Source organism: Streptomyces sp. NPDC050439, assembly GCF_040655335.1.
Lineage (GTDB): Bacteria > Actinomycetota > Actinomycetes > Streptomycetales > Streptomycetaceae > Streptomyces.
The window spans coordinates 356,120-373,955 of sequence record NZ_JBFAJT010000006.1 but is presented as its reverse complement, the minus strand read 5'-3'; the positions used below and the strand labels follow the sequence as shown (position 1 = coordinate 373,955).

Genomic DNA, 17,836 nt, shown 5'->3' with positions numbered 1-17,836 from the left:
CTGATCACAGCCTGGCAGGGGGCCGGAACACCGGCACGTTATCCCGGCCACCCCACGCACGGGAAGGGTTCAGCTCAGGCAGCGGGAGAGATCGTGTGTGAGACTGACTCCGTGCGCGAAGACGGAAAAATTACGGTATTTCTCCTCGACGACCATGAAGTGGTGCGGCGAGGAGTCCATGAGCTGCTCTCCGTGGAATCCGACATCGAAGTGGTCGGAGAGGCCGGAACAGCGGCGGACGCCCTGGTCAGGATCCCGGCGACACGGCCGGACGTGGCCGTTCTCGACGTGCGTCTCCCGGACGGCAGCGGCGTGGAGGTATGCCGCGAGATCCGTTCCCAGAACGAGGACATCAAATGCCTGATGCTCACCTCGTTCGCGGACGACGAGGCTCTCTTCGACGCGATCATGGCGGGCGCTTCCGGCTATGTCCTGAAGGCCATTCGCGGCAATGAACTCCTCTCCGCCGTACGTGATGTGGCAGCCGGAAAGTCCCTGCTCGACCCCGTCGCCACGGCCCGCGTCCTGGAGCGGCTGCGCGACGGAAACACCCCCAAGGGCGACGACCGCCTGTCGAACCTCACGGACCAGGAGCGCAAGATCCTGGACCTGATCGGCGAGGGTCTGACCAACCGGGTGATCGGCGAACGGCTGCACCTCGCCGAAAAGACGATCAAGAATTACGTCTCCAGCCTGCTCTCGAAGCTCGGCATGGAGCGTCGCTCCCAGGCAGCCGCGTATGTGGCCCGTATGCAGGCGGAACAGCAGCACTGAATGCAGCACCGTTCGCGGGCGGAACAGCCGCCCCGATGTCACCGGTCACATTGCGTGACCCTTCCGTGACCGCATTCGGGACTTACGTCCCCGTCGCCTAGGGGCGGGATCCCCTTCCCCGGCCCCCCGCCGGTGCCAGAGGGTGGACGCATGCCCTCCGACGCTCAGGAACAGGACGAACGGCTCGCCTTCGAACTGCTCGGCCGCACCGACTACGGCCGGGTCGCGACCAGCATGCGCGCGCTGCCCTTCCTCGCCGCGGCCCGTCACGTCGTCGTGGACGGGCGGATTCTGCTGCGGATGCACAAGGGGTACGGGTACCACGAGGCCTGCATCGGCAGCGTCATCGCCTACGGGGCGGACAACCTCAGCGCCGAGACCGCGCGCACCGGACAGTGGACCGTCCAGTTCGTCGGCCTGTGCGAGGCCATCGAGCCGACCACCGCCGAGCTGGAGCTCTTCGGCCCGGGCCCGCACTACGTGGACGGCGAGCTCTACGACCCGGTCTACATGCGCGTCGAGCCGCAGCTGGCCACGGTGCACACCCTGCACGGCGGCCGGCGGCAGGAGCCCCGGCGCAGCTTCTCGACGAGCGCACCCGCCAGGTAGCGCCTGCAAAAACAGGTAGCGCCTGCAAAAGCGGGTAGAGCCTCAAAAAAACGAGCACGCGCGCGTGGCGCCCTTTCGGGGCTCCACGCGCGCGTGCGTCTCGTCTACGGGCCGTGCGGCTCGGCTCAGCCTTCGGCGCCGGCGGGGTCGCCGCCCTCCGTGCCGCCGTTCGTCACCGGCGGGTCCTCGGTGTCCGGGTCGCTGGGCTCCCCGGTCGGCGTCGTCGGGTCGTCCGTCGGCTCGGTGGGCTCGTCCGTCGGCTCCGTCGGCTCGTCCGTCGGCTGGCTCTCGGTGGGCGTCGTGGGAGTCGTCGGGCCGGTGGTGTTCGGCTGCTCCGGCGTCCAGTCGCCCTGGCCGCCGGACCCGTCGCCGGGCGTCGCGGTCTCGTCCGAGGTCTCCTCGTCCGCGCTCTTGCTCGGCTTCTTCGTCTCCGACTGCTTCGTCGGCTCCTTGGTCGGGGTGTCCTTGTCCTTCGTCTTGTTGTCGGCCGCCGACAGCGCGAACGCGACACCCACGGCGATCGCGATGATCGCGAGCACGACGAGGATCCACACCTTGCCCCGGCCGCCGCCCTTGCCGTCGCGCTGACCGCCCTCGAAGCCGCCGTCGTCGCCGCCCGGGGGACGCAGCATGGCGCCCGGGATCTGCGCGGTGCCGGAGTCGCCCGGGTGCTGCATCGCCGCGGCGCCCGCGACGCCCATCGCCGGGGTGCTGCCGCCCTCGTGCATGCCCGCGACATCGACGGGGCCGGTGTTCCAGGTCCCGGTGTGGCTGCCCTGCTCGTGCAGCATCTGGAGCCCGTACTGGACCAGGCCGCGCATCTCCTCGGCCGTCTGGAACCGGTCGTCCGGGTCCTTGGCGAGCGAACGCATCACGAGGCCGTCGAGCTCCGGCGGCGCCGCGTCCGAGGTCTCGGACGGCGGGACCGGGATGTCCTGGACGTGCTGGTACACGACGGAGAGCGGCGTCTCACCGGTGAACGGGGGCCGCAGCGCGAGGAGTTCGTAGAGCAGACAGCCGGTCGCGTACAGGTCGGAACGGTGGTCGACGGCCTTGCCGAGCGCCTGCTCCGGGGAGAGGTACTGGGGCGTGCCCATGACCATGCCGGTCTGGGTCATCGTCGACTGGGCGCCGTGCAGCGCACGGGCGATGCCGAAGTCCATCACCTTGACCGCGCCGGTGTTGGTGATGATCACGTTCGCGGGCTTGATGTCGCGGTGCACGATGCCGTGCTGGTGCGAGTACGCCAGCGCCTCGAGCACCCCGGAGACGATGATCAGGGCCTGCTCGGGACCCGGCGCCTCCGCGTTGAGCAGCAGATCGCGGATCGTCCGGCCCTCGACGATCTCCATGACGATGTACGGGACGACACTCGGCCCGACGACGTCCTCGCCGGAGTCGTAGACCGCCACCACCGCGTGGTGGTTGAGCCCCGCCACCGACTGGGCCTCGCGCGTGAAGCGGGCCTTGGAGACCGGGTCCTCGGCGAGGTCGGAGCGGAGCAGCTTGACCGCGACCGTACGACCGAGCCGGACGTCCTCGGCCGCGAACACCTCGGCCATGCCGCCCCGGCCGAGTCTGTGGGTGAGCCGATACCGGCCATCCCCTACAAGCCCGCCGTTGCCCCACAACTCCGGCGCATCTGACATACCGCCGCCAGTCGCCTCGGGGTCGGACGGGCCCTGAGCGCGCTGCGTCTGTGCCATCAGTCCTCGCCGTCGTTTCTGGTCGTGGTGCTCGGTGGTACCGGGGGAACCCCGCCGGGCCACGCTACAGCCTTCGGGCGGCACGGCGGTTCGAGGTGGACCGGACATCAAACCCGCCGAGTGCCCCCGCGCGCAAACTTGTAACGCTTCCGAGACGCTTCTTGCGCGTACGGTCACGGAACGGGCATCGAGCTTGACGTGTCGGTGCCCTCGGGCAGACTTGGCCAGGAATAGCGGGAATCGATCACCGATCGCGGAGCCGTCCGGCACACCGCGCCGATGGGGGACGCACGACATGAGCAGCCAGGACGGCGCACAGGGACGGTATGCGGGGCGCTCGCTGGCCGGTGGCCGGTACCAGCTGCGCGATCTTCTCGGTGAAGGCGGCATGGCCTCCGTTCACCTGGCGTACGACTCCGTGCTCGACCGTCAAGTCGCGATCAAGACGCTTCACACCGAGCTCGGCCGCGAGCAGTCCTTCCGCGAGCGCTTCCGCCGCGAGGCCCAGTCGGTGGCCAAGCTCACGCACACGAACATCGTCTCGGTCTTCGACACCGGCGAGGACGATCTTGACGGCGCGACGATGCCGTACATCGTCATGGAGTACGTGGAGGGCAAGCCGCTCGGCTCCGTGCTCGACGCGTCCGTCACCCAGTTCGGCGCGATGCCGACCGACCAGGCGCTGAAGATCACCGCCGATGTGCTCGCCGCTCTCGAGATCAGCCACGAGATGGGCCTGGTCCACCGCGACATCAAGCCCGGCAACGTGATGATGACGAAGCGCAACGTCGTCAAGGTCATGGACTTCGGCATCGCCCGCGCCATGCAGTCCGGCGTCACCTCCATGACGCAGACCGGCATGGTCGTCGGCACCCCCCAGTACCTCTCCCCGGAGCAGGCGCTCGGCCGCGGCGTGGACGCCCGGTCCGACCTCTACTCCGTCGGCATCATGCTGTTCCAGCTGACGACCGGACGGCTGCCCTTCGAGGCGGACTCGCCGCTGGCCATCGCGTATGCGCACGTCCAGGAGGAGCCGGTCGCTCCGTCCTCGATCAACCGCTCGCTGCCGCCCGCGGTGGACGCGATCGTCGCCCGCGCGCTGAAGAAGAACCCGAACGAGCGCTTCCCGACCGCCGAGGCGATGCGCGACGAATGCCTGCGCGTCGCCCAGTCCCTCCAGGCGGCCGCGCCGAGCATCGTGCCGGGCGCCCAGACAGCGAGCGGCGCGGGCGTCGGCGCCGCGGTCTTCCCGCCGGTCGACTCCTCGCTCCCGCAGCAGGGCGGCGTCCAGACGCCGTACCAAACGGGCCACCAGTCGGGTCCGTACGGCCCGCCCACCCCGGCCCCCGGCCCCGTCACCCCGGGCTACGGCTACCCGCAGCAGGGCGGTTACCCGACCCCGGCGCCCACCAACGCGTACGCCCCGCAGGCCTCGCAGACCCCGCCTCCGTACACGCTCTCGCCGCAGCAGTCGCAGACCTCGGTGCAGGGCGGCGGCTCCGGCTCGGGCGGCGGCAAGCGGAACATGCCGGTGATCGTCGGATCGATCGTCGTCGCGCTGCTCGCCATCGGCGGTCTGGTCACGGCGATGTCGATGAGCGGTGGCGACGACGACGGCAAGGGCGACAAGGACAAGGAGTCGGCCGCGCCGGTCGCGGGGCACCGAGGGCCGGACCGGTCGCAGACGATCGAGACCGAAGAGTGCCTCGAACCCGACACGGCGTACAACGACGAGAACAAGATCAAGGTCCCTGACTTCACGTTCAAGGACTGGCGCTCGGTGCAGAAGTGCCTGCAGGCGGCCGGCTGGCAGTACGACAAGCGCACGATCGACGAGAACACCTACGGGGAGGACATGGTCATGCAGCAGTCCCCCAAGGAAGGCTCCGACGTCGACCCGGACGACGTGGACATCGAGTTCACCATCTCCACGGGCAACCCGGCCTGATCTTCAGCGGCAAACCCAGCTGCTTTCAGCGGCACTCGACGTGAGGGGCCCGGTCACCAAAGTGACCGGGCCCCTCACGTGGTCCTGTGCTGCCACCGCCTAGAGGTAAGGCCCTCCGGTCCGTCCCGCGATGCCGCCGTCCTCTTCCTCCTCGCCGCCGCCCACACCGGGCGGCAACGCGCGCCGCATCGATTCGAGCTGCGCCCGCGCCGCCATCTGCTGCGCGAAGAGGGCCGTCTGGATCCCGTGGAAGAGCCCCTCGAGCCAGCCCACCAGCTGAGCCTGCGCGATGCGCAGTTCGGCGTCGCTGGGTACTCCCTCGTCGGTGAAGGGGAGAGAGAGCCGCTCCAGTTCCTCGACGAGCTCGGGGGCGAGACCGTCCTCGAGCTCCTTGACCGAACTGGCGTGGATCTCCTTGAGGCGCACGCGGCTCGCCTCGTCGAGAGGTGCCGCCCGCACCTCCTCGAGCAACTGCTTGATCATGCTGCCGATGCGCATGACCTTCGCCGGCTGTTCGACCATGTCCGTCACCGGGACCTCGCGGGATTCGTCGTCTCCGCCGCCGCCGAGTGCCATTCCGTCCTGGCCCACGACCAGGACCTGCGGGCTCTCGGGCGACCTTTCGTTCCTCGGCATCTCCATGCCGCCATTCTCTCGCACCCGTACATCACACATCGGTGGTGCCCCCATTTGCCACTGATCCACCGTGTACGAAGGGTCCGTCCGTGTCAGCCCGACCGTGTCAGCCGCGGCGCAGTCGTACGGCGAAGAACGCGAGGCCGAGGCCGATGAGGACCAGGCCGCTGCCGAGCGGCAGGACGCGAAGGGTGGGTACGACGGGTTCGGCGGCCGTCCGCCGGGTGACGTCGGACGCGGTGGTCGCCCGGCCCCGCGGCCACACCTCGGGGGCCGGGGTGACGGCGGGCGCGGGGGTCTGCCGCGGCGGCCTGCGGGGCGGCTCGGACGCCGCGGCCGACGGCGGGGGTTCGTCCCGGCCGGGCCTGGCACGGCCCTCGCCGAAGACGCTGCCGGCGCGGGTCTCGCCGGGAGAGGGCTCGACCGCGTACGAGAGGGAGACAGGGGAGACGGCCATCAGCACCGTCAGGATCAACAAGGGGCGAAGCCATGGGGTCACCGCGCCGGCTCCCTCCCGTTTCCGGGTCGGAGAGATCACTGAAACTGGAGCAAGCGTCACACGGTGACGCTTGTCCGGCATCTCGAGTGCTCACCGGTCGTACCGGTCACCCCGGTCGTCCCGCGGCGCGCCTAGCGCACGAGCAGCACCTTCCCGATGTGGTTGCTCTCCTCCAGGACGCGGTGGGCGGTCGCCGCGTCGCTCATCGGCACGGTCTGGTCGACGATCGGGCGTACGTGACCGGTGGCGATCAGCGGCCATACATGCTCGCGTACGGCGGCGACGATCGACGCCTTCTCCTCCGCGGGGCGGCCCCGCAGCGATGTCGCGGTGACGGCGGCGCGCTTGTTGAGGAGCGCGGCGATGTTCAGCTCGCCCTTGACGCCGCCCTGCATGCCGATGATCGCGAGGCGGCCGTTGGTGGCGAGGGCCTGCACGTTCCGGTCCAGGTACTTGGCGCCCATGTTGTCGAGGATGACGTCCGCGCCCGCGCCGTCCGTGGCGTTCTTGATCTCCTCGACGAAGTCCTGCTCGCGGTAGTTGATGAGGATGTCGGCGCCGAGCTCCGCACAGAAGTCGAGCTTCTCCTTGGTGCCCGCCGTGACCGCCACCTTGGCACCGACGGCCTTCGCCAGCTGGATCGCCATGGTGCCGATACCGCTGGAGCCGCCGTGCACGAGGAACGTCTCGCCGGGGCGCAGGTGGGAGATCATGAAGACATTGGACCAGACGGTCGAGGTCACCTCGGGCAGCGCGGCCGCCGTGACGAGGTCGACGCCGTCGGGCACGGGCAGCAGCTGGCCCGCGGGGACGACGACCTGCTCGGCGTAGCCGCCGCCGGCGAGCAGCGCGCACACCTCGTCGCCGATCTTCCAGCCGGAGACGCCCGGGCCGATGTCGGTGACACGGCCCGCGCACTCGAGCCCCGGATAGGGCGACGATCCGGGTGGCGGGTTGTAGAAGCCCTGGCGCTGGAGCAGGTCGGCGCGGTTCACGGCGCTGGCCACGACGTCGACCAGCACCTCGCCCTCGCCGGGTACGGGATCGGGGACCTCGGCCCACACGAGCGCTTCGGGTCCGCCGGCTTCGGGGATCGTGATCGCATGCATGCGGGCGAGGCTACTCTCTGCGCTTTCCCGACGGTCCGATTACGTGCGCAGACCTCCGCGCGGCGGATTCGACTTGGTGTCGGGCGCCGTCGGTGACGTCGGTGTCGCCCGCACGATGGTGATCAGACGGTCCATCAACTGCAGCTTTCCGACGGCGGGATCGTCGTAACCGAGCACCCGGTGCCCGCGTACGACACTCACGACGAGGTCGTCCGTCTCGCGGACCCCCATCCCCACCTCGGCCTTTATCACCGGCCGCTCGACGAGATCGAGCCCGCTGCCCTGCTGGATCAGGTCCTCCATGACCATGCCCGCGCTGGGGCTGAGCACGGAGAGACCCAGCAGCCGTCCTGCCGCGCTGGCACTGGTGATCACGGCGTCGGCGCCGGACTGGCGCAGCAGCGGTGCGTTCTCCTCCTCGCGCACCGCGGCCACGATCTTCGCCCCGCGGTTCATCTGCCGGGCGGTGAGCGTGACCAGTACGGCGGTGTCGTCCCGCTGGGTCGCGATGATGATCTGCCGGGCGCGCTGCACCTCGGCACGCAGCAGCACATCGCTGCGCGTCGCGTCACCGATGACGCCCGCGTACCCCTCCGCCGTGGCGGCGTCGACGACCTTCGCGCTCGGGTCGACGACCACGATCTGTTCGGGCTTCAGACCGGTCGCGCAGACGGTCTGGATCGCCGAGCGACCCTTCGTGCCGAAGCCGACGACGACGGTGTGTTCACGCAAGTTGGACCTCCAGCGGTTCAGACGCCATTCCTCGCGCGTACGTTCCGTGAGCACTTCGAGAGTGGTGCCGACCAGGATGATCAGGAAGAGCACGCGCAGGGGCGTGATCAGGAGAATGTTGCAGAGCCGCGCGCTGTCGCTGTACGGGACGATGTCGCCGTACCCGGTGGTCGAGAGCGTGACGGTGGAGTAGTAGGCGGCGTCGAGGAAGTCGAGCCGGTTGTCCGAGTTGTCGTGGTAGCCGTCGCGGTCGATCCAGACGATGAAGGTCGTCAGGGCGAGCACCGCGAGCGCCATGAGGAGACGCTTGGCGACCTGCCGCAGCGGCCGCTCGACGATCTGGCGCGGCAGCTTGATGCGGTGGGTGACGAGGTGCTCGTCGGGGTTGCGGGCGATGGCGTCATGGCCGGGAAGTTTCACGTGAAACACTCCCCGGCCGTGTCGGTGTGCAGGTCCGGCCCGGCCCACGGGAGGTCGAGGACCTCCAGCTCCTGACCGCGCCGAGCGCCGCCCGGCGGAACGACCGCGAGCCCGTCGGCCACCGCGATCCCACGCAGCATCGCCGGGCCGTTGTAGTGCAGGGGCACGGCGTGGTCGGCGCTGAGGGTGACGGGGACGAGACGGGTGTCGTGCGGGTGCCCGTGCACGTCCTCGCGCAGGGCGGCGGTGTACGCCGACGGGGAGGGGCGTCCCGAGAGCGTACGCAGCAGGGGCTCGGCCAGGGTCAGCAGGCCCGAGACCGCGGCCAGCGGATTGCCGGGCAGGCCGACGAGGTGCTGATCGGGGCGGATGCGGGCGAGCAGCATCGGGTGCCCCGGGCGGACCGCGACGCCGTCCACGAGGAGTTCGGCGCCGATGCGGCGCAGGATGGGGTGGACGTGATCGACGGGGCCGGAGGCGGTGCCGCCGGTCGTGACGATGAGGTCCGCCGCGGAGCCGGTGAGCGCTTGATGCAGCGCCTCGGCATCGTCACCGAGCCTGCGTACGGCGATGACGTCGGCGCCGAGCGAGCGCAGCCAGGGCGGCAGCAGGGGTCCGAGCGCGTCACGGATGAGCCCCTCGTGGGGGAGCCCCTCGGTCAGCAACTCATCGCCCAGGATCAGCACTTCGGCGCGGGGCCGGGGGATCACGGGCAGTTCGTCGTACCCGGCGGCTGCCGCGAGACCGAGCACCGCCGGGGTCACCATGGAGCCGCTCGGCAGGAGGTGGTCACCGGAGCGGCATTCCTGGCCCCGGGGCCGGATGTCCTGCCCTTGGGTGACATCGCGCCGGGGGTGCAGCCGCCCCTTGTCGTCGGTGAGGCCGTGCTCGCTGCGGATGACGGCGGTGGCCTCCTGCGGGATCCGCGCCCCGGTCGCGATCCGCACGGCTTCCCCGTCGGAGAGCGGCTCGGGCCGTCCGTGCCCGGCGAGGATCCCCTCGGCCCGGACATCCCAGGGGCCGGGGCCCGCGACGACCCAGCCGTCCATCGCCGAGGTGTCGAAGGAGGGCAGATCGGTGAGGGCGACCAGGGGCGCGGCCAGAACGAGGCCGAGCGCTTGTCCCAGGGGGACGGTGGCGGGCACGGCGGCGGAGGGCATGGGCCGGGGGGCACGCTCGGCAGCGGTGCGGGCTGCGGGCCAGGGGGTGATGTCGTGGTGCTGGGGGTGGGTGGATGTGGTGGGGGTGGAGGTGGGCGCAGCCGCGGTGGGGGGCTGGGGCACGGTGGCGTGCCCGGGGCCGCGCTGGTCGCCAGGCTCAACCGGTTCACCCAGGTCGCCCGAGGTGTTCCGGGCGCTCCGGGGGTCGCCGCCTGCGGGCCCGGCGTCGGCGCGCCTGGCGGTCCTGCGGTCGTGGTCGTCGTTCACCAGGGCGAGAGCCTCGTCGAGCTCGGCGTCCGGCGCGGGCTGCCCACTCATCCGGCGTCCGGCCGCATGTCGTCCCTCGCGCCCTGCCCCGGGTCGGGGCGGGCGTCCTGAGGCGTGGCGTCGGGCTGGGTGGGGGCGGGGCTCGCGGGCTGCCGGTTGGGGGCGGGGCTCGCGGGCTGCCGATTGGGGGTGGGGCTCGCGGGCTGCCGGGCGGCGTCGGGCGCGGTGGCCGGCTTTTCGCCGGGGACCGCCTCCGGTGCCACAGCAGGCGCTCCGCCGGGCCCCGCGTCGGAGCCGCCCTCCTGCGCCCACCGCGTGGCCAGCGCCGCCGCCTTGCGGGCCGCGTCGGCCACTGCTTCGGGCCCGCCGCCCTGCGCGGCCCGCGCCGCCGCGTACCCCACCAGGAAGGTGGTCAGCGGAGCCGCAGGCCTGGCCACGCCGTGTGCGGCGTCACGCGCGAGGTCGAGCAGCAAGCTGGTGTCGACGTCGAGCTCGATGCCCAGTTCGTCCTTGACTGCGAAAATCCATTCATCCAACACGTGCCCATGCTCCCTGATGCGGGCCCGAGCGGCCGCGATGTCGTCCCAGGTGTCGCAGTCGAAGGACGCCACCGCGTCGGTGACCCGGGTGAGTTCGAGCCGCGCGGTGAGTGACCGCAGCGGAAGTCCCGTCAGACCGTCGTGCTCGGCGGCGAGCCGCGCGATCTCACGTCTCAGCGCGGCACTGCGATAGGCGGCGACCAGCGGCTGGTCCCGGCCGCCGGGATCTGTCAGGACCGCGCCGTCGGCGCCGCTCTCCCGCAGCTCGGCGAGGAGGCCGCCCACCGTCCGCTCCTCCAGGAACGGCAGATCTGCGGAGAGCACCATCACCTGCTCCGCCTGCGTACACCGCAGCCCCGCGTCGAGCGCGGCGAGCGGTCCCGCCCCGACGGGTTCCTCGCGCGCCCACTGCACGGGGCGGACGGTCGGGCGGGGCGCGGCGACCACCACGGTCGTCCTCGCGCCGGAACACGCGCCGAGCACCCGGTCGAGCAGAGTGCGGCCGCCCACCCGCAGCCCCGGCTTGTCCGCACCGCCGAGCCGCCTGGCGCCGCCGCCCGCGAGCACCACGGCGTCGTACGGAAGGGCGCTCGGGGAGGTGTCCGGGGCGGCGCTCGGGGAGGTGTTCTGTGCGTCGTACGCGGTGGCGGTCGGGGCGGCGGCATGCCGAGGATCGGGCGGGTCGGCATGCCGAAGATCGTTCGGGGCGGCGTCCGAGGCGGCGGAATCGGCGCCGCCCGGAGCCCTCTGCGCGGTCATGCCCCGAGTATGGGCGCACGAAGGATCAATGCCACCCCTCATACGGGGTCTCACATCACCTCTGTACGCAGACTCACATCACGGCGCCGCCGCCCGCACCGCCGCCCCGGCCGTTCTCACACCGACCTCAGCAGCATCGCGGGCTGCTCCACGCAGTCCGCCACGAACCGCAGGAACCCGCCCGCCGTGCCTCCGTCGCACACCCGGTGGTCGAAGGTGAGCGAGAGCTGCACGACGTGCCGCACGGCCAACTCCCCTTGGTGCACCCATGGCTTGGGCACGATCCGGCCGACGCCGAGCATGGCCGCCTCGGGGTGGTTGATGATCGGCGTGGAGCCGTCGACCCCGAACACCCCGTAGTTGTTCAACGTGAACGTGCCGCCCGTGAGTTCCCCCGGCGTCAGCTTTCCGTCCCTCGCCGACTCCGTGAGACGGATCAGCTCGGCGTTGACCGATTCGGTGGTCCGCGTGCCGGCGTCGCGCACCACGGGGACGACCAGGCCGCGGTCGGTCTGCGCGGCGAAACCGAGGTGGACGTCGGCGAGCCGGACCACCTCGCGCGCCTCCATGTCCACGGTGGAGTTGAGCATCGGGTACCGGGCCAGTGCGGCCACGCTGATGCGGGCGAACAGGGCGAGCAGCGAGATCTTCTGGCCGGCGCCTTCCTTGCCGGCGCCGTCCTTCACCGCGGCGTTCATCGCGGCGCGCGCCGCGAGCAGTTCGGTCGCGTCGGCGTCGACCCAGCAGGTGGCTTCCGGTATCTCGCGCCTGCTGCGGGACATCTTGTCCGCGACGAGGCCGCGGATGCCGGTCAGCGGATAGCGCTCCTGCGCCCCCACAGACGCGCCATGCGTCGCCTCGCTCGCCGGCCCCACCGGCGTGCGCGTGATCGGTGCCGTGTCCGCGGCCGTCCGCTCCGCCGCGATGGCGCTCTCCACGTCGGCCCGCATGATCAGCCCGTCCGGCCCGGTGCCCGTCAGCTCCCGCAGCTCCACGCCGTTCTCACGGGCCAGCTTGCGCACGAGCGGCGAGATCACCGGTATCGGGCCGTCGGGGCGCGGAAGGGTGCCCGGGGCCGTGGTGGCCGTGCTGACCGTGCTGGCCGTGGTGGGCTCGTCCCGTGGGACGGTCCGCGGTGAAGGCCGCTGTGCGGCAGGCCTCGGTGCGGTCTTCGTGCCGAACCCGACCGATCGCACCCGCCTGCGCCGCGCGGGCGCCGCCGCCGTGCCGTACCCCACCAGTACGTTGCCGGACGACTCCTCGGCGGCAGCCACCTGAAGGGCCCGCTCCGCGGGTTCCTCCGGGGCCGCGGACGTGTCCGCCGCTCCGGCCGGGGCGCCGACGGCGACCGTCAACAAGGGCGCTCCCACCGGCAGTTCCACGCCCTCCTCGCCGAAGCGGGCCGTCACCACGCCCTCGTACGGGCAAGGCACCTCGACCATGGCCTTGGCCGTCTCGACCTCGACGACGGGCTGGTCCACCGCGACGAAGTCGCCGACCTGCACCAGCCAGCGGACGATTTCCGCCTCCGTGAGCCCCTCGCCGAGATCCGGCAGCTTGAACTCAAGGCTGTTCACGTTCAGACCCGGCGCCATCAGCTGCCCGCCTCCCACTGCAACCGCGCGACCGCGTCCAGGATCCGGTCCACGCCCGGCAGGTGATGCCGCTCCAGCATCGGCGGCGGATACGGGATGTCGAACCCGGCGACGCGCAGGACCGGCGCCTCCAGGTGATGGAAGCACCGCTCGGTGACACGAGCGGCGATCTCCCCGCCGGGTCCGCCGAATCCGTTCGACTCGTGCACGACGACAGCGCGCCCGGTCCGGCGCACGGAGGCGGCCACCGTCTCGTCGTCGAAGGGGACGAGGGAGCGCAGGTCGACCACTTCGAGGTCCCACCCCTCGGCTACCGCGGCCTCGGCGGCCTCAAGACAGACCGGGACGGACGGCCCGTACGTGAGGAGCGTGGCGCTGCGCCCGGGGCGTCGCACCACGGCTTTGCCTATGGGTTCAACGGCCTGCGGCGCTTCCGGGTTCCAGTCGGCCTTGGACCAGTAGAGGCGCTTGGGCTCCAGGAAGACGACCGGGTCGTCGGAGGCGATGGAGGCACGCAACAGGCCGTAGGCGTCGGCGACCGTGGCGGGCGTGACGACATGCAGCCCCGGGGTCGCCATGTAGTACGCCTCGGAGGAGTCGCTGTGGTGCTCGACTCCGCCGATGCCACCGCCGTAGGGCACGCGGACCGTGATGGGCAGCGGCATCGCGCCCCGGGTGCGGTTGCGCATCTTCGCCACGTGGGAGATGAGCTGTTCGAAGGCGGGGTAGGCGAACGCGTCGAACTGCATCTCGACGACGGGCCGCAGCCCGTACATCGCCATGCCGACGGCCGTGCCCAGGATGCCCGCCTCGGCGAGCGGTGTGTCCGTGCAGCGGTCCTCGCCGAACTCCTTGGTGAGTCCGTCGGTGACCCGGAAGACCCCGCCGAGCGCCCCGACGTCCTCTCCGAGGACGTGCACGGCCGGGTCTTCGGCCAGGGAGTCACGCAGCGCGCGTCCGAGCGCCTGCGCCATGGTGGCCGGTTTGGCTGCCTTCTTGGTGGCCCGTTCGGCCGCGACCGTACTCATCGCGCGTTCTCCTCGCGGTCTTCGTCCGAAGCCTCCAGCTCGGCCCGCAACTGTGCTGCCTGCTCGCGCAGTTGCGTGGTCTGCTCGGCGTACACATGGCCGAAGAGGTCCATGGGGTTCGGCTCAGGGTCCTGGTTCATGCGTTCTCGCAGGTCGGCGGCCATGGCCTCGGCATCGTCGCGGACCGCCCGCACCCGGTCCTCGTCGAGGAGACCGCGCTCGGTCAACTCCCGTTCCAGGAGCAGGATCGGGTCGTGCGCACGCCAGGCCTCGACCTCGGCGTCCCCGCGGTAGCGCGTGGCGTCGTCGGCGTTCGTGTGGGCGTCGATGCGGTAGGTCACGGCCTCGACGAGCGTGGGTCCGCCGCCTTCCCGCGCGCGGGAGACCGCTTCGCTCAGCACCTCGTGCATCGCGGCGGCGTCGTTGCCGTCCACCAGGCGTCCCGGCATTCCGTACCCGACGGCCTTGTGGGCCAGGGACGGGGCCGCCGTCTGCTTGTCGAGCGGTACGGAGATCGCGAAGCCGTTGTTCTGCACCAGGAAGACGACGGGCGCCTGCCAGACGGCGGCGAAGTTCAGCGCCTCGTGGAAGTCGCCCTCGCTGGTGCCGCCGTCGCCGACCATGGCGAGCGCGACCACGTCGTCGCCCTTGAGGCGTGCGGCGTGCGCGAGCCCCACGGCATGCGGGAGCTGGGTCGCGAGAGGGGTGCACAGGGGGGCTATGCGGTGCTCGCGCGGGTCGTAACCGGTGTGCCAGTCGCCGCGCAGCAGGGTCAGCGCCTGGACGGGGTCGAGGCCGCGGGCGACCGCGGCGAGCGTGTCCCGGTAGCTCGGGAAGAGCCAGTCCCGCTCCTCGAGAACGAGCGCGGCGGCCACCTCGCACGCCTCCTGACCGGTGCTGGAGGGGTAGACGGCGAGTCGGCCCTGCTTCGTCAGGGCGGTCGCCTGCGTGTTGTACCGCCGTCCGCGCACCAGCTGGGCGTACAGACGGGCCAGGAGCTCCTCGTCGGCCTTGCCGGCGGCATCCGTGCCCAGGACGCGGTACGGCTCGGCGTCGGGCAGCAGGGGCGCGGGATCGGTCCTGAGCTGCCATGCGGGTGGCGGGGTGGGCCGGTAGGCGCCCCGCTGCTCCATGACCGTCATGTCGGCACCTCCATGTGGAAGCGGTCTCCTCGTGGGAGCGGCAAAGGAGGCGCGAAGAATGTGAGGCGCCTCACCTACCGATTGTTCGGTCGTCGGCACATTTTGGCTACAGGCACCTCCAGGCTGTGGACAAACGGTTCTGCACAGCCTGGGATGGATGCAGTACGTCCATGGTAGGGAGGCGGGGGGACATGGCATCTGAACGAATGGCCGACGGACGCGACGGTGATCGTCCGGAAGGCCGCCCCGGCGACCGGCAGGAGAGCTTGCCCCGCCCGAGGGACCCGGCAGGCGGCCGCCAGGAACCCCTGCCCCGTCCGCTGGACTCGATCGACCGCGACATCCTGCAGATCCTGCACACGGACGGTCGCGCGTCGATACGCGCCGTGGCCGAGCGCGTCCATGTGTCACGGGCCAACGCGTACGCGCGCATCAACCGGCTGATCGACGACGGCGTCATCCGCGGCTTCGGCGCCCGGATCGACCACGAGCGGGCGGGCCAGGGCGCTTCCGCCTACATCACGCTCAAGATCGTCCAGAACACCTGGCGCACGGTCCGCGAACATCTGCGCACGCTGCCGGGCGCCTCGCACATCGCGCTGGTCAGCGGCGACTTCGACGTACTGCTCCTGGTGCACACGCCGGACAACCGGGCGCTGCGCGAGCTGGTCCTGACCCGGCTGCAGTCCATCCCCGAAGTGCTCAGCACGCGTACGTTGCTGGTCTTCGAGGAGGACGACCTGGAGCCGGAGAACTGACCGGAACGGCCTGGCTGACCGGGCCTGCGAGCCGGGCCCGTCAGCCGCCGCTGCGCAGCCCCGCGAAGGCCATCTGGACGACGGCGTCGGCGACCTGCTCGCCCGACGAGGCCCCACGGGCGTCCGGGCGGTACCACTCCACGATGGAGTTGATCATCCCGAAGAGCAGCCGGGTGGCGAGGCGCAGCTCGACGTCCGAGCGCAGGTCGCCGTCGGCCACGGCTTCCTTGAGCAGGTCGGCGACCTGCTGGTCGAACTCCCTGCGCCGCTCCATGGCCCACCGCTCGGTGTCGGTGTTGCCGCGCACGCGCAGCAGCAGCGTCACGTAGGGCAGTTCCGCGATGAGCACCTCGACGGTGCGCCGCGTGACGTGCTCCAGGCGCTGCACCGCGGTGCCCACGCGCGCGTGGTCCTCGGCGAGGATCCCGAAGAGCCCGTCGAGCGCGCGGCTCACCGCGCGGCGCAGCAGCTCTTCCTTGCCGGACACGTGGTGGTAGATCGAGGACTTGGAGATGCCGGCGGCCTTGGAGAGGTGCTCCATGGACGTGCCGTCGTAACCGCGCTCGTTGAAGACCCGGACCGCCACCGTCAGGAGGGTCTCCGGGGTGTACGTGTCGCGCCTGGTGGTGGTCATGAACGGTGGTCCTCTCGCGCTGCCGCGCGGCGCAGCGCCTGGGAGGGCGCGTAGCGGCCGGTGGGGTACTCCAGGTGCAGGCTCTCCAGCGTTTCGCGGACCCAGCCCGCGCCGAGCTCCTCGCCCCAAGCGAGCGGCCCGCGCGGGTAGTTCACGCCGAGCCGCATCGCCGTGTCGACGTCCTCCTTGTCGGCGACTCCGCGCGCGACGGCGTCCTGGGCGAAGTCGACGAGCATGGCGACGGTACGGGCCACGATCAGCCCCGGGACGTCGGCGACGACGCTGACCTGCTTGCCCAGCGCCTGGAAGAGGCCCACGGCCTCGCGGAGCTGGTCGTCGCTCACCTTCGCGGCGGGCGCCAGGGCCATCCTGGTGGCCGACCTGTAGTCCAGCGCGAGATCGAAGTGGATGACCGGTACATCGGCGTCGTCCGCGGCGGAGCCGTCGGCGAGGAAGAGCTTTCCACCGGCGGGCAGTTCGATCCAGCCGGGGTGGTCGGGGTCGATGGGCTCCTCGTACGCGACGTCGATCCCGGCGCCGGTCATCAGCTCGATGAGGTCGTGCGCCTGGAACAGCCTCCCGTGCACCGCGACGGACGCCGGGGCCGGTGCGGGCGCCGCGGTGTGCGGCTCGGGGCGCGGGGCGTCGTCTCCGTACGCGTACCAGCCCTGACCCGACTTGCGGCCCAGGCGGCGCGATTCCACGAGGCGGCGCTGGGCGAGTGACGGCGTGAACCTGGGGTCCTGGAAGAAGGACTCCCACACGGAGCGGGTGACGGCCTCGTTCACGTCCTGGCCGATGAGGTCGGTGAGCTCGAAGGGGCCCATCTTGAAGCCGCCGCACTCGCGCAGGACGGCGTCGATGGTGGCCGGGTCGGCGGCCCGCTCCTCGTGCAGGCGCAGCGCCTCGGCGTAGAAGGGGCGGGCGACGCGGTTGACGATGAAGCCGGGGGTGTCCGCGCTGCGCACCGGTGTCTTGCCCCAGGCCCGCGCCGTCCCGTACGCGCGCGTGGCGGCCGTTTCGTCGGTCGCGGAGCCGCTGACGACCTCGACGAGGGGGAGCAGCGGCGCGGGGTTGAAGAAGTGCAGGCCGACGAAGCGGCCGGGCTTCTTGAGGCTGCCCGCGATGGCGGTGACGGAGAGGGAGGACGTGTTCGTGGCGAGGAGACAGTTCTCGTCGACAATCTCTTCCAGCTCCTCGAAGAGGCGCTGCTTGACCGGCAGTTGTTCCAGGATGGCCTCGATGACGAGTCCGCACCCGGTGAGCTCGGCGAGACCGGCGACCGGTGCGAGCCGGTCCCCCGCGGCTGACCGGTCCTCCGCCGTGAGCCTGCCCTTCTCGACGAGCCGGTCAAGGCGTGCGGCGATGGCGGCGGCCGCGGTTTTCGCCCGGCCCTCCACGGCGTCGTACAGCCGCACGGGGTGGCCCGCCAGCAGGGCGACCTGGGCGATGCCCTGGCCCATGGTTCCGGTGCCGACGACGGCAACGGGGCTGCTGAGCTCGAGTGCTGTCATGCTCGCG

The 17,836-nt window shown here is 71.3% G+C and carries 16 protein-coding genes; 4 read left to right on the top strand and 12 right to left on the bottom strand.

Translation table 11 applies throughout. The features are described from left to right. Nucleotides 1-111 precede the first annotated feature (111 nt). Complete coding sequence (locus AB0I66_RS26240; protein WP_160506163.1) at nucleotides 112-774, top strand: response regulator transcription factor; 663 nt, start codon at nucleotides 112-114, stop codon at nucleotides 772-774. Between the two features lie 150 nt (nucleotides 775-924). Further along, entirely contained in the window at nucleotides 925-1,383 is a 459-nt protein-coding gene (locus AB0I66_RS26235; RefSeq protein WP_363210384.1) for a pyridoxamine 5'-phosphate oxidase family protein, read from the top strand. Nucleotides 1,384-1,508: 125 nt separating this feature from the next. On the opposite strand, the gene AB0I66_RS26230 is transcribed toward AB0I66_RS26235, so the two are convergent. After that, nucleotides 1,509-3,089: a protein kinase gene (locus AB0I66_RS26230; RefSeq protein WP_363210383.1), complete on the bottom strand. Its 1,581-nt coding sequence runs from the start codon at nucleotides 3,087-3,089 to the stop codon at nucleotides 1,509-1,511. Nucleotides 3,090-3,384: 295 nt separating this feature from the next. On the opposite strand from AB0I66_RS26230, the gene AB0I66_RS26225 reads away from it, so the two are divergent. Next, on the top strand, nucleotides 3,385-5,037 hold the full coding sequence (locus AB0I66_RS26225) for a protein kinase (protein WP_363210382.1): 1,653 nt from the start codon (nucleotides 3,385-3,387) through the stop codon (nucleotides 5,035-5,037). A gap of 99 nt (nucleotides 5,038-5,136) precedes the next feature. Here AB0I66_RS26225 and AB0I66_RS26220 read toward each other — a convergent pair whose 3' ends face one another. The 9 genes from AB0I66_RS26220 to pdhA form a co-directional block, all read right to left on the bottom strand. Continuing rightward, nucleotides 5,137-5,679, bottom strand: a complete 543-nt coding sequence (locus tag AB0I66_RS26220; RefSeq protein WP_361829027.1) for a bacterial proteasome activator family protein — start codon at nucleotides 5,677-5,679, stop codon at nucleotides 5,137-5,139. A 100-nt stretch (nucleotides 5,680-5,779) separates the two neighbouring features. Then, nucleotides 5,780-6,172: a hypothetical protein gene (locus AB0I66_RS26215; protein ID WP_363210381.1), complete on the bottom strand. Its 393-nt coding sequence runs from the start codon at nucleotides 6,170-6,172 to the stop codon at nucleotides 5,780-5,782. A gap of 131 nt (nucleotides 6,173-6,303) precedes the next feature. Then, nucleotides 6,304-7,281: an NAD(P)H-quinone oxidoreductase gene (locus tag AB0I66_RS26210; RefSeq protein WP_363210380.1), complete on the bottom strand. Its 978-nt coding sequence runs from the start codon at nucleotides 7,279-7,281 to the stop codon at nucleotides 6,304-6,306. A gap of 39 nt (nucleotides 7,282-7,320) precedes the next feature. Next, entirely contained in the window at nucleotides 7,321-8,442 is a 1,122-nt protein-coding gene (locus AB0I66_RS26205) for a potassium channel family protein (RefSeq protein ID WP_363210379.1), read from the bottom strand. Beyond that, the gene (locus AB0I66_RS26200) at nucleotides 8,430-9,911 is read right to left on the bottom strand and encodes a molybdopterin molybdotransferase MoeA (protein WP_363210378.1); all 1,482 of its coding nucleotides are present in this window, start codon (nucleotides 9,909-9,911) and stop codon (nucleotides 8,430-8,432) included. Before AB0I66_RS26200 ends, AB0I66_RS26205 begins: the two co-directional genes overlap by 13 nt. Beyond that, entirely contained in the window at nucleotides 9,908-10,969 is a 1,062-nt protein-coding gene (locus AB0I66_RS26195; RefSeq protein WP_363210672.1) for an NTP transferase domain-containing protein, read from the bottom strand. Before AB0I66_RS26195 ends, AB0I66_RS26200 begins: the two co-directional genes overlap by 4 nt. A 305-nt stretch (nucleotides 10,970-11,274) precedes the next feature. Beyond that, entirely contained in the window at nucleotides 11,275-12,753 is a 1,479-nt protein-coding gene (locus tag AB0I66_RS26190) for a dihydrolipoamide acetyltransferase family protein (protein ID WP_363210377.1), read from the bottom strand. Further along, complete coding sequence (locus AB0I66_RS26185; RefSeq protein WP_363210376.1) at nucleotides 12,753-13,781, bottom strand: alpha-ketoacid dehydrogenase subunit beta; 1,029 nt, start codon at nucleotides 13,779-13,781, stop codon at nucleotides 12,753-12,755. The genes AB0I66_RS26190 and AB0I66_RS26185 overlap by 1 nt, the downstream gene beginning before the upstream one ends. Next, entirely contained in the window at nucleotides 13,778-14,923 is a 1,146-nt protein-coding gene (gene pdhA, locus AB0I66_RS26180; RefSeq protein WP_363210375.1) for a pyruvate dehydrogenase (acetyl-transferring) E1 component subunit alpha, read from the bottom strand. Before pdhA ends, AB0I66_RS26185 begins: the two co-directional genes overlap by 4 nt. Before the next feature lie 191 nt (nucleotides 14,924-15,114). Between pdhA and AB0I66_RS26175 the strand changes: the two genes are divergently transcribed. After that, nucleotides 15,115-15,681 carry an Lrp/AsnC family transcriptional regulator gene (locus tag AB0I66_RS26175; RefSeq protein ID WP_363210374.1) on the top strand — a complete coding sequence of 189 codons (567 nt, stop codon included), beginning with the start codon at nucleotides 15,115-15,117 and terminating at the stop codon, nucleotides 15,679-15,681. A 40-nt stretch (nucleotides 15,682-15,721) separates the two neighbouring features. Here AB0I66_RS26175 and AB0I66_RS26170 read toward each other — a convergent pair whose 3' ends face one another. Both AB0I66_RS26170 and AB0I66_RS26165 read right to left on the bottom strand, forming a co-directional pair. Then, nucleotides 15,722-16,315 carry a TetR/AcrR family transcriptional regulator gene (locus AB0I66_RS26170; protein WP_363210373.1) on the bottom strand — a complete coding sequence of 198 codons (594 nt, stop codon included), beginning with the start codon at nucleotides 16,313-16,315 and terminating at the stop codon, nucleotides 15,722-15,724. Continuing rightward, nucleotides 16,312-17,829 (bottom strand): 3-hydroxyacyl-CoA dehydrogenase, encoded by a 1,518-nt coding sequence (locus AB0I66_RS26165; RefSeq protein ID WP_363210372.1) that lies wholly within the window; start codon nucleotides 17,827-17,829, stop codon nucleotides 16,312-16,314. Before AB0I66_RS26165 ends, AB0I66_RS26170 begins: the two co-directional genes overlap by 4 nt. Nucleotides 17,830-17,836: the final 7 nt, after the last annotated feature.

Bases quoted from the DNA above. Each gene is read 5' to 3' on its own strand.
- AB0I66_RS26210 (WP_363210380.1), bottom strand. From the start codon at position 7,281: ATGCATGCGATCACGATCCCCGAAGCCGGCGGACCCGAAGCGCTCGTG.
- AB0I66_RS26190 (WP_363210377.1), bottom strand. From the start codon at position 12,753: ATGGCGCCGGGTCTGAACGTGAACAGCCTTGAGTTCAAGCTGCCGGAT.
- AB0I66_RS26230 (WP_363210383.1), bottom strand. From the start codon at position 3,089: ATGGCACAGACGCAGCGCGCTCAGGGCCCGTCCGACCCCGAGGCGACT.
- AB0I66_RS26235 (WP_363210384.1), top strand. From the start codon at position 925: ATGCCCTCCGACGCTCAGGAACAGGACGAACGGCTCGCCTTCGAACTG.
- AB0I66_RS26200 (WP_363210378.1), bottom strand. From the start codon at position 9,911: ATGAGTGGGCAGCCCGCGCCGGACGCCGAGCTCGACGAGGCTCTCGCC.
- AB0I66_RS26220 (WP_361829027.1), bottom strand. From the start codon at position 5,679: ATGGAGATGCCGAGGAACGAAAGGTCGCCCGAGAGCCCGCAGGTCCTG.
- AB0I66_RS26225 (WP_363210382.1), top strand. From the start codon at position 3,385: ATGAGCAGCCAGGACGGCGCACAGGGACGGTATGCGGGGCGCTCGCTG.
- AB0I66_RS26165 (WP_363210372.1), bottom strand. From the start codon at position 17,829: ATGACAGCACTCGAGCTCAGCAGCCCCGTTGCCGTCGTCGGCACCGGA.
- AB0I66_RS26185 (WP_363210376.1), bottom strand. From the start codon at position 13,781: ATGAGTACGGTCGCGGCCGAACGGGCCACCAAGAAGGCAGCCAAACCG.
- pdhA (WP_363210375.1), bottom strand. From the start codon at position 14,923: ATGACGGTCATGGAGCAGCGGGGCGCCTACCGGCCCACCCCGCCACCC.
- AB0I66_RS26175 (WP_363210374.1), top strand. From the start codon at position 15,115: ATGGCATCTGAACGAATGGCCGACGGACGCGACGGTGATCGTCCGGAA.
- AB0I66_RS26170 (WP_363210373.1), bottom strand. From the start codon at position 16,315: ATGACCACCACCAGGCGCGACACGTACACCCCGGAGACCCTCCTGACG.